At 72.9% G+C, this 14,025-nt stretch carries 13 protein-coding genes; 3 read left to right on the top strand and 10 right to left on the bottom strand.

What is annotated here, in order from left to right; all coding sequences use genetic code 11:
* Nucleotides 1–31: 31 nt before the first annotated feature.
* The 10 genes from AB4Z14_RS17020 to AB4Z14_RS16975 are packed head-to-tail and all read right to left on the bottom strand — an operon-like array spanning nt 32 to nt 9,506.
* Entirely contained in the window at nt 32–1,627 is a 1,596-nt protein-coding gene (locus AB4Z14_RS17020) for an NADH-quinone oxidoreductase subunit N (protein WP_442276229.1), read from the bottom strand.
* A complete protein-coding gene (locus AB4Z14_RS17015; RefSeq protein ID WP_442276228.1) occupies nt 1,624–3,129 on the bottom strand; it encodes a complex I subunit 4 family protein in 1,506 nt (501 codons plus the stop codon). Before AB4Z14_RS17015 ends, AB4Z14_RS17020 begins: the two co-directional genes overlap by 4 nt.
* Nucleotides 3,120–5,033 (bottom strand): NADH-quinone oxidoreductase subunit 5 family protein, encoded by a 1,914-nt coding sequence (locus AB4Z14_RS17010; RefSeq protein ID WP_442276227.1) that lies wholly within the window; start codon nt 5,031–5,033, stop codon nt 3,120–3,122. The genes AB4Z14_RS17015 and AB4Z14_RS17010 overlap by 10 nt, the downstream gene beginning before the upstream one ends.
* Nucleotides 5,030–5,515: an NADH-quinone oxidoreductase subunit NuoK gene (nuoK, locus tag AB4Z14_RS17005; protein ID WP_442276226.1), complete on the bottom strand. Its 486-nt coding sequence runs from the start codon at nt 5,513–5,515 to the stop codon at nt 5,030–5,032. The genes AB4Z14_RS17010 and nuoK overlap by 4 nt, the downstream gene beginning before the upstream one ends.
* Nucleotides 5,512–6,087, bottom strand: a complete 576-nt coding sequence (locus AB4Z14_RS17000) for an NADH-quinone oxidoreductase subunit J family protein (RefSeq protein ID WP_442276225.1) — start codon at nt 6,085–6,087, stop codon at nt 5,512–5,514. The genes nuoK and AB4Z14_RS17000 overlap by 4 nt, the downstream gene beginning before the upstream one ends.
* A complete protein-coding gene (locus tag AB4Z14_RS16995; RefSeq protein ID WP_442276224.1) occupies nt 6,084–6,983 on the bottom strand; it encodes a NuoI/complex I 23 kDa subunit family protein in 900 nt (299 codons plus the stop codon). The genes AB4Z14_RS17000 and AB4Z14_RS16995 overlap by 4 nt, the downstream gene beginning before the upstream one ends.
* Before the next feature lie 27 nt (nt 6,984–7,010).
* Complete coding sequence (gene nuoH, locus AB4Z14_RS16990) at nt 7,011–7,979, bottom strand: NADH-quinone oxidoreductase subunit NuoH (RefSeq protein ID WP_442276223.1); 969 nt, start codon at nt 7,977–7,979, stop codon at nt 7,011–7,013.
* Entirely contained in the window at nt 7,976–8,503 is a 528-nt protein-coding gene (locus tag AB4Z14_RS16985; protein ID WP_442276222.1) for an NADH-quinone oxidoreductase subunit C, read from the bottom strand. The genes nuoH and AB4Z14_RS16985 overlap by 4 nt, the downstream gene beginning before the upstream one ends.
* Nucleotides 8,500–9,147, bottom strand: coding sequence for an NADH-quinone oxidoreductase subunit B (locus tag AB4Z14_RS16980; RefSeq protein ID WP_442276221.1), 648 nt, complete (start codon nt 9,145–9,147; stop codon nt 8,500–8,502). The genes AB4Z14_RS16985 and AB4Z14_RS16980 overlap by 4 nt, the downstream gene beginning before the upstream one ends.
* Nucleotides 9,147–9,506 (bottom strand): NADH-quinone oxidoreductase subunit A, encoded by a 360-nt coding sequence (locus AB4Z14_RS16975; protein ID WP_056781480.1) that lies wholly within the window; start codon nt 9,504–9,506, stop codon nt 9,147–9,149. Before AB4Z14_RS16975 ends, AB4Z14_RS16980 begins: the two co-directional genes overlap by 1 nt.
* A gap of 527 nt (nt 9,507–10,033) precedes the next feature.
* Here AB4Z14_RS16975 and AB4Z14_RS16970 point away from each other — a divergent pair.
* Genes AB4Z14_RS16970 through rarD form a run of 3 tightly spaced genes read left to right on the top strand, consistent with a single transcriptional unit; the run spans nt 10,034 to nt 14,015 of the window.
* Complete coding sequence (locus tag AB4Z14_RS16970) at nt 10,034–11,932, top strand: 2-oxoacid:acceptor oxidoreductase subunit alpha (RefSeq protein ID WP_442276220.1); 1,899 nt, start codon at nt 10,034–10,036, stop codon at nt 11,930–11,932.
* Nucleotides 11,929–13,017 (top strand): 2-oxoacid:ferredoxin oxidoreductase subunit beta, encoded by a 1,089-nt coding sequence (locus tag AB4Z14_RS16965; RefSeq protein ID WP_442276219.1) that lies wholly within the window; start codon nt 11,929–11,931, stop codon nt 13,015–13,017. The genes AB4Z14_RS16970 and AB4Z14_RS16965 overlap by 4 nt, the downstream gene beginning before the upstream one ends.
* A complete protein-coding gene (gene rarD, locus AB4Z14_RS16960) occupies nt 13,014–14,015 on the top strand; it encodes an EamA family transporter RarD (protein WP_442276218.1) in 1,002 nt (333 codons plus the stop codon). The genes AB4Z14_RS16965 and rarD overlap by 4 nt, the downstream gene beginning before the upstream one ends.
* Nucleotides 14,016–14,025 lie beyond the last annotated feature (10 nt).

The raw sequence follows: 14,025 nt of genomic DNA, 5'->3' as shown, positions 1-14,025 counted from the left end.
GACCCCGAGGCCCACGGCCCCGGGGTCGTCGTCAGCCGAGGAGGCGCAGGAGCAGGTCGGGCTGGACGCTGACGACGACGAGGATGGCCGACGCGAGGACGAGCCCGGCGACCATGACCGGTCGCCGCCGCGCGACGGCGACCCGGGCGGGGCCCGGGCCTTCGGAGTCCGCGGCACCGGCCACCACGTCGGGGGCGGTGATCACGGCGCGCAGCCAGCGCAGGTAGACGGCGACGCCGATGACGGCGTTGACCGCGGCGACGACCGTGAGCCAGACCCAGCCCTCGGCGACGACCGGCCGCAGGGCCGTGATCTTGCCGACGAGGCCGATGATGCCGGGCGGCAGTCCCGCGAGCGAGGTCAACGCCAGGGCGAGCGCGCCGGCCCGCCACGGGCTGCGCTGCCACAGACCCTCGTAGGCCGCGATGGACCGGCTCTCCCCGGGCCGGTCGCGCAGGGTGACCGCGACGACGGCGAAGGCGACGAGCGTCGCGATGACGTAGGTGAGCAGGTAGGTGGCGCTGGCGCCGACGCCGAGCGCGGAGATGCTGACGAGCGGCAGCACGACCCATCCGGCCTGCGCGACCGTCGACCACGCGAGCAGGCGCACGACGTCGTCCTGGCGCAGCGCCATGACGTTGCCGAGCGTCATGCTCAGTGAGGCGAGCAGCGCGATCGACAGCAGGGCGGGCGTCCCGAGAGCGGCGACCGCGCGAAGCACGACGAGCAGGGCCGCGAGCGCCGCGATCTTGGAGACCGTCGCGAGGAAGGTCGCGACGGGCACCGACGAGCCGGCGTATGCCGTGGGCGTCCACGCGTGGAATGGCACGAGCGAGAGCTTGAAGCCGACCCCGGCGACGACGAGGACCGTCGCCAGCGCGACGACGCCTCCCGAGACCGACGGGAAGACGACGGACGTCGGGGCGCCCGACGCGGCCGAGAACGCGCCACCGGAGGACAGCGCGGCGTCCGGGGTCAGGAACGGGCTCCCCGTCGCGGCGAACCACAGGGCGACGCCGAGCACGAGCAGGGCGAAGGACACGAGGGAGGTCACGAGCAGCTGGGTGGCGCCGGCCACGGCCGACCGGCGGCCGGAGAGGGCGACGAGCGCGATGACGGGCAGGGTCGCGAGCTCGAGAGCGACGAGCCACGTGCCGACGTCGCGGCTGGCTGCCACCACGAGCGTGCCGGCGAGGGCCGCGAGGAGCAGCACGGCCTCGACCGGCTCACGGGTGCTGTCGGTCGGGCGCCGACGGCGGGTGCGGGGCCAGGCCAGGGCGATGCAGACGAGGGCGGAGACGGCGGCTGCGAGCTGGAGGGTGCTGCCGAGCGCGTCGGCCTGCCACAGGCAGACCTGCGGCAGGCCGTCGACGCCGGCCGCCGTGGCGCCACCCGTGGCCTGTCCGGTCCGACCGGTCAGGCAGAACGTCTCGCGCGTCGACCCGCCGCCGAGCGCGAGCCCGGGCACCGTGGCCACGGCGGACCCGAGCGCGGCCAGGGCGGCGACGGCGTAGGGCACCTGGCGCAGGCGCGGGTTGACGAGATCGAGCACGAGCACGAGCACGAGCCCGGCGACCGGCAGGATCGCCGGAAGCAGGATGCTGTAGTCGATGGCGAGGCCCTTCACGGCGAGACCCCCAGTCCGGAGAGCAGGCCGGACGTCGCGGCGTCCGAGAGGCCGAGCAGCAGGTGCGGGAGCAGGCCGAGCGTGACGATGACGACGACGAGCGTCATGACGACCGCCCAACGGGCGCCACGGGCGTCCGCCACGGGCTCGGCCGCAGCCCCCTGCGCGGCGTCGCTGCCCTCACCCGCCCAGACGATGCGGGCGACCCGGAGCGCGTAGGCCGCTGCGAGCGCGAGCCCCACGGCACCGAGCACGACGCAGACGCGCAGGAGCGCGACGGGCCGGTCGGGCGCGGGCGACCACGCGGCGTACAACGCGAGGAACTCACCCCAGAAGCTGACGAGGCCCGGGAGCCCGAGCGCGGCCGCGAGGCCGACGACGAGGGCGAGGCCGAAGCGGGGAGCCTTGTCACGCAGGGCGGCCCGGGCGACGTGGAGGTCGGAGGACCCCCATTGCTCCTTGAGGTCGCCGACGATGAAGAAGAGGAGGGCCGCGACGACGCCGTGGGCGATGTTGCCGAAGAGCGCCGCCTGCAGTCCCGTCTCGCTGCCCGACGCGATGGCGAGGGCGACGAAGCCCATGTGCGCGACCGAGCTGTAGGCGATGAGGCGCTTGAGGTCGCGCTCGACGAGGCAGGCGAGCCCTCCCCAGAGGATGCCGACGACGCCGAGGATCGCGAGGACCGGACTCAGCTGCGCGACTCCTGCGGGCACGGTGCCGACCGCGAGCCGGACGATGCCGTAGGTGCCCATCTTGAGCAGGACGGCGGCGAGGAGCACCGAGCCGGCGGTGGGGGCGATGGTGTGCGCCGAGGGCAGCCACGTGTGCAGCGGCCACAGGGGCACCTTGATGCCGAGCCCGAGGAGCAGGATCGCGGCGATCGCGACCTGGAGCGGCCGGGACAGCCCGGCGCCATGGCGCTCGGCGAGGACCGTGAGGTCGCTCGTGCCCTGGTGGTGGACGAGGAAGAGGATGCCGACGAGCATCAGCGTCGAGCCGAGCACCGTGAAGAGCACAAAGCGGCCGGCGGCGTCGGCGCGGGTCTCGTCGCGCACGTGGTCGTCGCCGAACCGGCGGACGAGCACCCACATCGGCACGAGGACGACCTCGAAGGCGATGAAGAAAAGGATCGCGTCGCGCGCCATGAACGTGGCGAGCGCCCCCGCCTCGACGAGCAGGATGCAGCCGAGGAAGGTCGACCCGGTGCCTCCCTTGGGGATCGGCCCGGACAGGGCGTGCGCGACGACGGCGACGGTGAGCAGCGCGGTCAGGAGCACGAGCGCCGCCGAGATCCCGTCGACGCCGAAGTGCCACCGGACGCCGAGCGAGCGGATCCACGGCACGTCCACCTCGTGACGGCCCCACACGACGACGACGGCGAGCACCGCCGTGACGACGGTGGATCCGAGCGCGATGCCGCGCTCGACGGTGGACTCACCGGGGATCGCGATGAGCGCGATCGCCGCGAGGAGCGGCAGCAGGAGCATGAGGGTCAGCGCCATGCGGCCACCCCCAGGACGGCGACGACCACGACGCCGACGAGCAGGCTGAGCAGCGACAGCGAGGGCACGGCGCGATGGCTCCGCTCCCCCGCCCGGCCGGCGGCCCGGGCGACGACGGCGGTCGCTCGCGGGTAGGCGTCGACGACGTCACGGTCGAGCGCCACGACGAGACGCGCGACCGCGGTGACCGCCCGGCCGAAGCCGACGTATGCCGTGTCGACGCCGAAGCCACGCACCGCCGGCTCCCGGACGCGGCTGGGGACCCGGTCGGCGACGTCGAGCCGGCCGCGGTCGCTGAGGGACCACACGGCATACGCGGCGCCGGCGACGAGCAGGACGGACAGCAGGGCGCTGAGCAGCCCGACGTGCACGCCACCGCGGAGGCCGACGAGGAAGAGGGTGCCGACGACGGTGAGGGCGGCCAGGACGGACACGACGAGCGCGGCCGGGAGCGTGATGGGGGCGTGGCCGTGGGCGTGGACGCGCTCGACCTCGGCGTCGTCGGCGCTGTCGGTGGTGGTCACGACGGCGACGTCCTCCTCGGCGACGACTGCGGGCTCGACGTCGGGCAGCCGGCCCGTCGCGGCGACGGGGGTGTCGAGCAGCAGCCAGGCGCGGGTGCAGTAGGCCGCCGTGAGGACGACGGTGACGAAGAGGGCGACGACGACGAGCCAGGCGCGGAAACCGCCACCACCCGTCGCGCCCTCGAGCGCGGCGTCGATGACGGTGTCCTTGGTGAAGAAGCCGATGAGCGGCGGCACGCCGGCGAGGGCGGCGAGGCCGATCCCCATCGACCAGCGCAGGGCGCCGGTCGGACGCAGTCGACCGCGCAGGGCGGCGACGGCGGTCGCGCCGGCGAGCACCGAGAGCCAGCCGGCCCCGAGGAAGAGCAGCGCCTTGAAGAAGGCGTGGCCGACGAGGTGCGCGATGCCGGCACCGGGCCCGAGCTCGGCCGGTGCCGCGGCGAGCGCCGAGAGCATGATCGCGATCTGGCTCAGGGTCGAGTAGGCGAGCATCCGCTTGAGGTCGGTCTGCACGAGCGCGAGCAGTGCGGCGTAGACCATGGTCACGGCTGTCAGGACGGCGAGCAGGGTGCGCGCGCCGTCGTGACCGGCGTAGAGCGAGAAGAGGCGGGCGATGACGTACGTGCCGGCCGCGACCATCGTCGCCGCGTGGATGAGGGCCGACGCCGGGGTCGGGCCCTCCATCGCGTCGGGGAGCCAGTCGTGGAACGGCACGAGACCGGACTTGCCGGCCACGCCGATGACGATGCCGACGAGACCGATCGTGAGCAGCGTGTCGTCCCCGCCGGCCGTGAGCACCGCCATGAGGTCGGTCGACCGGGCCCGCACCGACAACGCGACGATGCCCACGACCATGGCGATGTCGGCCACGCGGGTGACGATGAAGGCCTTGTAGGCCGCTCGCCTCGCCGCCGCGCGCTCGCTGTCGTGGCCGATGAGCAGCCACGAGCACCAGCCCATGACCTCCCAGCCGACGAGCATGAGCACGAGGTCGCCCGACTGGACGAGGAGCAGCATGCCGGCCGCGAAGAGCGAGACGGTCGCGGCGAACTGGCCGTAGCGGGGGTCGTCGCGGAGGTACCACGCGGTGAAGACCTGGATGCCGAGCACGACGAGGGCGACGACGAACGCCACGAGGCCCGAGACACGGTCGGAGAGCAGGTGCAGCGGCACGGAGAGGTCGCCGAGCGGGAGGCTGCCGATCGACTCGATGTCGGCCGTACGCGATGGTGCGATCCACTGGATGAGCCCGAGCACCGCCACGTAGGCCGACACGGACACGGCGACGGCCGCCGCGAGCCCGCGCCGGCGCCGCGTCAGCAGCCCCACGAGGGCGGCCAGCGCCGGGAGCACGATGATCATCCGCACGATCCAGCTCATGCGACGCCCTCCCCCGCTCCCGCCGGCTCACGCGTCGCGTCGTGCGGGTGGTCGTCCCGGTCGTCGGCGCGCGGGTCCTCGGCGTCGTCGGTGTCGTCGGTGTCATCGGTGTCGCTGGCATCGCCGGTGTCGTCGGCGTCGGTCCCATAGCCGTCGCCGGCGTCGTCCGGCTCGTCGTCGGTGAGTTCGGGAACCGCCGTGAGGTCGATGTGCCCCGTGCGGCGGAACATCACGAGGATGATCGCGAGCGCGACCGTGATCTCGGCGGCGGCGATCGTGATGACGAAGAGGGTGAGCACCGGACCGGCCGAGAGCGGCGCGCCAGGGCGGGAGCCGGCCGTGACGAGCAGCAGGTTCGCGGCGTTGAGGATGAGCTCGACACCGATGAGGACGAGGACGGCGTTGCGGCGTGCGAGGACGCCGTAGACGCCGATGCCGGCCAGGAGCGCGGACAGGGCGGCCGGCAGCGAGAGGTGAATCATCCGCGACCGTCCGCCCGTGCGCCCGACGGGACGGTGGCCGGCCGGCGCGCGCCGTGGCCGCCGTCGCGGTGCAGGACCAGGCGCGACACGGCGAAGGCGCCGATGAGCGCGACGAGGAGGAGCACCGAGAGCAGCTCGAAGGGCCACACCCACGTGCCGAAGACCGCCTGCGCCACCTGCGGCGTGGTCGTCGTCGGGGTGTCGAGGTCGGCGGTCGTGCCGGAGAAGAGCGGGAGCAGGAGCGAGGCGAGCAGTGCGGTCGTCGCGGCGCCGAGGAGGGCGCCGGCGAGCCGCTGCCACCACGGGGTGTCGATCTCGGCGTGGGGACCGATCGGCGCACGGGTCAGCATGAGCGCGAAGAGGACGAGGACGACGATGGCGCCGACGTAGACGAGCAGCTGGACGAGGCCGACGAGCTCCTGCCCGAGGACGAGGTAGGCACCCGCGAGCGAGCCGAGCGACACGAGCAGCCACAACGCGGCGTGGACGACCTGTTTCGTCGTCACCGACAGCAGCGCCGACAGCGCCGTCACGGCGCCGACCGCGGTGAAGACGATGTCGCGGGTCGTCACTCGCTCCCCTCCTCGTCGGTCGACACCGTCGGCAGGACCTGAGTCGAGTCTCCTTGTGCCGCAGCCTGGTCCGCTGCCCGCTCGGCCTCGGCGCCGTCGGCGGGCGGGAGGACCGAGGTCTGCTCGCCGGCCGGCATGCCCTCGGTGCGCCCAGCGGCGGTCTCGGCGGCGGGCTCAGCGGCGGTCTCGGCGGCGGGCTCAGCGGCGGGCAGCGCGGCCGTGCGCTCGACCGCCGGCATGACCCTGGTCTGCTCGGCCGCGGGCTGAGCCGCCGGCTCGGGCGCGGCAACCGACGGCGGGGTCGTGGTCTCCCGGCGCACCCGCGTCGGCCGGGCCGCGGCACCGGCCCCGCGCGTACCTCCACCGGCAGCGGCTGCTCCCGCGGACCCCCGGGCGGGCTTCGCCGCGGCCGTGACCTCGGCAGGGTCGGCACTGCCCGGGTCGAGGGCAGGCGGTGCCGGGACGGTGGCCATCCACGCGCCGAGGCGGTCCTTCTCGTGGAGCAGGTCGCGGATGTCGGTCTCGGCGTACTCGAACTCGGGGCTCCAGTGCAGGGCGTCGAAGGGGCAGACCTCGATGCAGATGCCGCAGTACATGCAGAGCGAGAAGTCGATGGCGAAACGGTCGAGGACGTTGCGCTGGCGGGCGCGGCCGCCGGGCGTCGTCGGCGGCAGCTCCTCCTTGTGCGAGTCGATGTAGATGCACCAGTCGGGGCACTCGCGCGCGCAGAGCATGCACGAGGTGCAGTTCTCCTCGGTCAGCGCGATGACGCCGCGTGACCGGGGCGGGAGCGCGGGTGAGACGTCGGGGTACTCGGCCGTGTGCGTGTGCCGGGTCAGCGACTTCGCCGTCGTCGCGAGTCCCTTGACGAGCCCCGGAATGATCCCGTCAGCCATGTCGCTCCACCCTCGATCGGTCGTCGGTCACGGGAAGACCACCACCCCGACGGCGGTCAGGGCGAGCTGGAAGAGTGCCATCGGCACGAGCCACACCCAGGCGAGGCGCTGGAGCTGGTCCTCGCGCATGCGCGGCCACGACACGCGGAGCCAGATGACGACGACCGCGACGAGGAAGCCCTTGAGCACGGTCCACAGCCAGCCGAGCCACTGCTCGATGGGCCCTGCCCAGCCGCCGAGGTAGAGCACGGCGAAGAGCAGCGACATGACGACGATGCCGGCGTACTCGGCGAGCAGGAAGAAGGCGAACCGCAGGCCGGTGTACTCGGTGAAGGCGCCGAAGACGATCTCGGAGTCGGCGAGCGGCATGTCGAACGGCGGGCGCTGCAGCTCGGCGAGGGCTGCGACGAGGAAGACGACAGCGCCGGGCAGCTGCCAGAGCAGCCACCACGGGTTCCACGCCTCGGCGATGGAGACGAGCGACAGGCTTCCGGCGGCGAGGGCGACCGAGGCGACCGCGAGGACCATCGGCAGCTCGTAGGACACGAGCTGGGCGGCGGCGCGCATCGCCCCGAGCAGGGAGTACTTGTTGGCCGAGGCCCACCCGGCCATGAGCGTGCCGATGACGCCGACCCCGATCACGGCGAGCACGAGCACGACGCTCGCGTCGACGTCGGCCCCGACGACCCGTGGCGAGAGGGGGATGACGGCGAGCGCCACGAGGTAGGGGATGAGCGCGACGAAGGGGGCGAGGCGGAAGACCCAGCGGTCGGCCCGGGCCGGAGTGATGTCCTCCTTCTGGACGAACTTCACCCCGTCGGCGACGAGCTGGGCCCACCCGTGGAAGCCACCGGCATACATCGGCCCGAGGCGGCCCTGCATGTGCGCCATGACCTTGTGCTCGGTCTGGCCGACGAGCAGCGGCAGCACGAGGAAGGCGGCGAGCACCGCGGCGGCGCGCAGCACGACCTCGACCCAGGGAGCGAGGTCGCTCATCGCGGCCCCCACTCGGGTCCGGGCACGCCGGGCGCCTGGACGCGCCGGCGGCCGGGTGCGCGGGCGGAGTCGTGGCCCTCTCCGGGCTCCTTGGCACCGGGCCACGCCTTGGAGGCGCGGGCGGCCAGGACGAAGGACTTGCGCAGCGGGGTGCCCTCGAAGCCGTCGGGGAGCAGGAGCGGGCGCAGGCCGAGGCCGCTGCCGTCGTCGAAGCCGTCGAAGTCGATGCCGAACATCTCGTGGGTCTCGCGCTCGTGCCACGCCGCGCCCCGGAAGATCCCGGTCAACGACGGGACCGGCAGACCCCCGGTGACGCGAGTGCGCAGCAGCACCGACCTCAGCGCGCCCGGCGTGCGTGTGTCGAGCAGGTGGCAGACGACGTCGAAGCCCGCGTCGTCGCCCTCGCGGTCTGTCTCGTCGACGGCCGTCAGCCAGTCGAAGTACGCGTAGCCCTCCTCACGGAGCGAGAGCACCGTGCGGGGCCACTCCCCGAAGGGCACGTCGCGCACGTCGGTGACCCTCACCGGCCGTCCTCCCCCGGCTTCGCGCCACGGCGCAGGAGGGGACGGCGGAGGTCGCCGGCGCTGCCGACGCGCGTGCCGGCATACCTGCCCTTGAGCTTCTGCGTCGACAGGCGCTCGGCGGCGATCTGCTCCTGGAGGCGGATGATGCCGTGCAGCAGCGCCTCGGGGCGCGGCGGGCAGCCGGGGACGTAGACGTCGACGGGCACGATCTGGTCGACGCCCTTCGTCACGGAGTAGGAGTCCCAGTAGGGGCCGCCGGAGTTGGAGCAGGCGCCGAAGGAGATGACGTACTTCGGCTCGGGCATCTGGTCGTAGAGGCGGCGGATCGCCGGGGCCATCTTGTCGGTGACGGTGCCCGAGACGACCATGAGGTCGGCCTGGCGCGGGCCCGGCGCGAAGGGAATGACGCCCAGGCGGATGAAGTCGTGGCGACCCATCGAGGCGGCGATGAACTCGATGGCGCAGCAGGCGAGCCCGAAGTTGAAGACCCACAGGGAGTAGCGGCGGCCCCAGTTGAGGACGACCTTGATCGGCTTGGGCGCGTGGGCGCCGAGGACGCCCATCGACGCCGGTCCGATGGTCGGCATCGGGAGGCTGACGGGCTGGGTCGCCGGCTGGCCGGGCTGGCTCGGCGGGTGATCCATCACACCCACCTCAGCAGACCGCGGCGGCCCGCGTGGGCCAGGCCGAGCACGATGACGCCGATGAAGATGCCCATCTCGACGAGGCTCGCGCGGCCGAGGTCGGCGTCGCGGATGACGGTCGCCCACGGGAAGAGGTAGACCGCGTCGACGGCGAAGACGACGTAGAGGAAGGAGAAGACGAAGTAGCGGACCTTCGTCTGCGCCCAGCCCTCGCCGACCGGGTCGACACCGGACTCGTACGTCGCCAGCTTGGCCGCGTGGGGTGCGCGCGGGGCGAGGAGCCGTCGCACGAGCATCGCCGCCGTGACGAGCAGGACGCCCGCCCCCAGCACCGCTGCGACGGCCACGTACCCGGACATGACGGCCAGCCTATCCATGCCGGTAGGCGAGTGGCACGGAGTGGTCAGCCGCATCCGGGCTACCCTCCAGCGCATGTCGACAGGGGTGGACAGGACCGGGTGGGCTCGCCGCACGAGGCGACGACCCAGGTGCCCGGCGACGTGCCCCACGACGGGCCGCTCGACGTGACGGACCCCGGACGTGGACCCGGGCGTGGACCCCGGCCTGGACCCGGGCGTCGACCCGGGCGTCGACCCGCTCGGCTGGGACGCCACCGCCCTGGTCGTGACGCACGTAGTCCTCGCCCTCTGCACCGGGGCGGCGGTCGGGGCGCCGTCGGGCGGCGCTACCTCCGCGGTCGGCACGTCCCGGTGGGCGCCTCCGTGCGGTGACCGCGGCTCGCCCTGTGTCGGCACCGCGTCGACCCGCGTCGTCCACGTTGTGGCAGGTGCACGATCTGAGGCCCGACGGGACATAGCATGGAAAGTGCCCGCCGCACAGGGCCCCGGGCGGTGAATCGTATGGAAGTTCGAGGACGTCGCAGAGCATGAGCGCCAAACTGGTCCAGAAGCTCGATCGCGTGGTCATCCGATTCGCCGGGGACTCCGGCGACGGCATGCAGCTCACCGGAGACCGCTTCACGTCGCAGACCGCACTGCTCGGCAACGACCTGTCGACGCTGCCGAACTTCCCCGCCGAGATCCGGGCGCCCCAGGGCACGCTGCCCGGCGTCTCGAGCTTCCAGCTGCACTTCGCCGACCACAACGTGCTGACGCCGGGTGACGCCCCCGACGTCCTCGTCGCGATGAACCCCGCCGCTCTCAAGGCCAACCTGCGCGACCTGCCGCGGGGCGCCGCGATCATCGTCAACACCGACGAGTTCACCAAGCGCAACCTCTCCAAGGTCGGCTACGCCGAGAGCCCGCTCGACGACGGCTCGCTCGACAGCTACGACGTGCACCCGGTTGCCCTGACCTCGATCGCCGTCGAGGCCCTCGCGTCCTTCACCGACCTGACCCGCAAGGAGAAGGAGCGCGCGAAGAACATGTTCGCGCTCGGCCTGCTCTCGTGGCTCTACACCCGACCCATGGACGGCACCGAGGCGTTCCTCAAGGCGAAGTTCGCCGACAAGCCCGAGATCCTCGAGGCCAACCTCGCCGCCCTGCGCGCGGGCTTCAACTACGGCGAGACCACCGAGGACTTCGCGGTCGCCTACGAGGTGGCCCCGGCCGCGATGCCGGCGGGCACCTACCGCAACGTCACCGGCAACGTCGCACTGTCGCTCGGCCTCGTGGCCGCTGCGCACCGCGCACACCTGCCGCTCTTCCTCGGCAGCTACCCGATCACGCCGGCCTCCGACATCCTCCACACGCTCGCCGGGCTCAAGCGCTACGGCGTCGCGACGATGCAGGCCGAGGACGAGATCGCCGGTGTCGGCGCCGCCCTCGGTGCCAGCTTCGGCGGCGCGCTCGGTGTGACGACGACGTCGGGGCCCGGCCTCGCGCTCAAGGCCGAGACGATCGGCCTCGCCGTGTCGCTCGAGCTGCCGCTCATCGTCTGCGACATCCAGCGCGGTGGCCCGTCGACCGGCCTGCCGACGAAGACCGAGCAGGCCGACCTGCTCCAGGCGCTCTTCGGCCGCAACGGCGAGTCGCCGGTGGCCGTCGTCGCACCCGCGACCCCGGCCGACTGCTTCGACGTCGCCGTCGAGGCCGTGCGCATCGCCACGACCTACCGCACGCCGGTCATCGTGCTGTCCGACGGCTACCTCGCCAACGGCTCCGAGCCCTGGCGGCTGCCCCGCACGGCCGAGCTGCCCGACATCGCCGTGGAGTTCGCGACCGAGCCCAACGCCGTGGACGACAAGGGTCAGCCGACCTTCCACCCCTACCTCCGAGACCCCGAGACGCTCGCCCGGCCGTGGGCGATCCCGGGCACGCCGGGCCTCGAGCACCGGGTCGGGGGCATCGAGAAGGCCGACGTCACGGGCAACATCTCCTACGACCCCGACAACCACGACCACATGACGCGCCTGCGTCAGGCCAAGATCGACGGGATCGCCGACACCATCGAGCCGCTCGTCGTCGACGACCCGACCGACGACGCCGACGTCCTCGTCCTCGGCTGGGGCTCGACCTTCGGCCCCATCGCCGCGGGCGTCCGCCTGGCGCGGGCCACCGGAGCCCGCGTCGCCCAGGCGCACCTGCGCCACCTCAACCCCTTCCCCGCCAACACCGGCGACGTGCTCCGCTCCTACCAGCGCGTCATCGTGCCCGAGATGAACCTCGGCCAGCTCGCGATGCTGCTGCGGGCGAAGTACCTCGTCGACATCGAGTCGCACACCTCGGTGCGCGGCCTGCCGTTCCAGGCGGGCGAGCTCGCCGACGTCATCGCCACCGCGGTGGCGTCCGTCTCGGACGTGCCCCTGAAGGAGGCCGCCAAGTGACCACCGACCTGGGTATGCCGTCCAGCGGGCCAGGCGCCCCCGGTGCCCACGGCACCGCCGGCGTCCCGCGCCTCACCGACGGCACCGCGCTGACGAAGAAGGACTTCACGTCCGACCAGGAGGTGCGCTGGTGCCCCGGATGCGGGGACTACGCGATCCTCGCGGCCGTGCAGGGCTTCCTCCCCGAGCTCGGGCTCAAGCGCGAGAACATCGTCTTCGTCTCGGGCATCGGGTGCAGCTCGCGCTTCCCCTACTACCTCGACACCTACGGCATGCACTCGATCCACGGCCGTGCCCCGGCCATCGCGACCGGCCTCGCGGCGACGCGCGAGGACCTCTCCGTCTGGGTCGTCACCGGCGACGGCGACGCCCTGTCGATCGGTGGCAACCACCTCATCCACGCCCTGCGCCGCAACGTCAACCTCAAGATCCTGCTCTTCAACAACGAGATCTACGGCCTGACCAAGGGGCAGTACTCCCCCACCTCGCACGTCGGCCAGGTGACGAAGTCGACGCCGCTGGGCTCGCTCGACACGCCCTTCAACCCCGTGTCGCTCGCGCTCGGCGCCGAGGCGAGCTTCGTGGCCCGCACGATGGACTCCGACCGCCAGCACCTGACCTCGGTGCTGCGTGCCGCCGCCGAGCACCGCGGGTCGGCGCTCGTCGAGATCTACCAGAACTGCCCGATCTTCAACGACGGCGTCTTCGACGTGCTCAAGGACCGCACCGAGGCGGCCGCCCGCATCCTGCACCTCGCCGACGGCGAGGAGGTCGGCACCGCCGAGACGGTCGTCGTGCGTGACGACCGTGGGTCGCTCGCCGTCGTGCCGCGCGCCGAGGCCGACCCGGCCCGCATCGTGCGCCACGACGTGTCGGCCCACGACCCGTCCGCGGCGTTCGCGCTCTCGCGGCTCGACAGCCCCGACCTCGGGCACGTCCCGATGGGGATCTTCCGCAACGTCCAGCGCCCGACCTACGACGACTCCCTGCGCGAGCAGATCGCCTCGGCCCGAACGGGTGAGGTCACCGACGCCGACATCGACGCCCTGCTCGCCGGTCGGGACACCTGGACCGTGGGGGCGTGACCGCGCGCGAGACTGCTCCGTCCCTCGCGCCGACCGAGTCCGGCACGCGCGGGACGGGGTCGACGGCACCCCACGGCGAGGTCGGGCGGGGCACCCTGCTCGGCTTCGCGGCCTACGGCCTCTGGGGGCTCTTCCCGCTCTACTTCGACGCGCTCAAGCCTGCCGGGCCGTGGGAGATCCTCGCCCACCGCATCCTCTGGACGCTCCTCTTCTGCGTCGTCGTGCTGCTCGTCGTGCGCGACCTCGGCTGGATCAGGCCGCTGCTGCGACGGCCGCGGCTGCTCGCCGGCACCGCGGTGGCTGCGGTGCTCATCGCGGTCAACTGGGTCGTCTACGTCGCGGCCGTGACCTCGGGCAACACGTCCGAGGCCGCGCTCGGCTACTTCCTCAACCCCCTCGTCACGGTCGCCCTCGGCGTCGTCGTACTCGGTGAGCGCCTCCGCGTCCTCCAGTGGGTGGCCGTCGGCATCGGTGTCGTCGCGGGCGTCTACCTCGGGGTCTCCGGCGGACGCGTGCCGTGGGTGGCCCTGACGCTGGCGGTGTCCTTCGCGCTCTACGGGCTGACGAAGAAGAAGGTCGGCGTCAGCCTCGACGCCATCCACGGCCTCACGGTCGAGACCGTCGTGCTCGCACCCGTCGCCGTCGTGCTGCTGCTCGTCGTCGGTGCGCAGGGCGGCCTCGAGTTCGGCCTTCACGGTGGCGTGCACACGTCGCTGCTCGTCCTTTCCGGGCTGGTCACGGCGGTGCCGCTGCTGTGTTTCGCCGCCGCGGCGCGCCGTATCCCGCTCGTGTCGATCGGGCTCATCCAGTTCATCACCCCGGTCATGCAGCTGCTCTGCGCGGTGGTCCTGCTCGACGAGCACATGCCGTCCGAGCGGTGGATCGGCTTCGGCATCGTCTGGCTCGCGCTCGTCGTCCTCACCGTCGACTCGCTCCTCAGCCTGCGTGGCGCCCGGGCCGCGCGACGCGACCTGCCCGTCGACGACTGCCCGCGCTGAGGAGCCATTC

It is taken from the genome of Terrabacter sp. 2TAF16 (assembly GCF_052115065.1).
In the GTDB taxonomy this organism is placed as follows: Bacteria; Actinomycetota; Actinomycetes; order Actinomycetales; family Dermatophilaceae; genus Terrabacter.
Note: the sequence above shows the minus strand (reverse complement) of the source record. Positions and strands in the feature narration are given on the sequence as shown.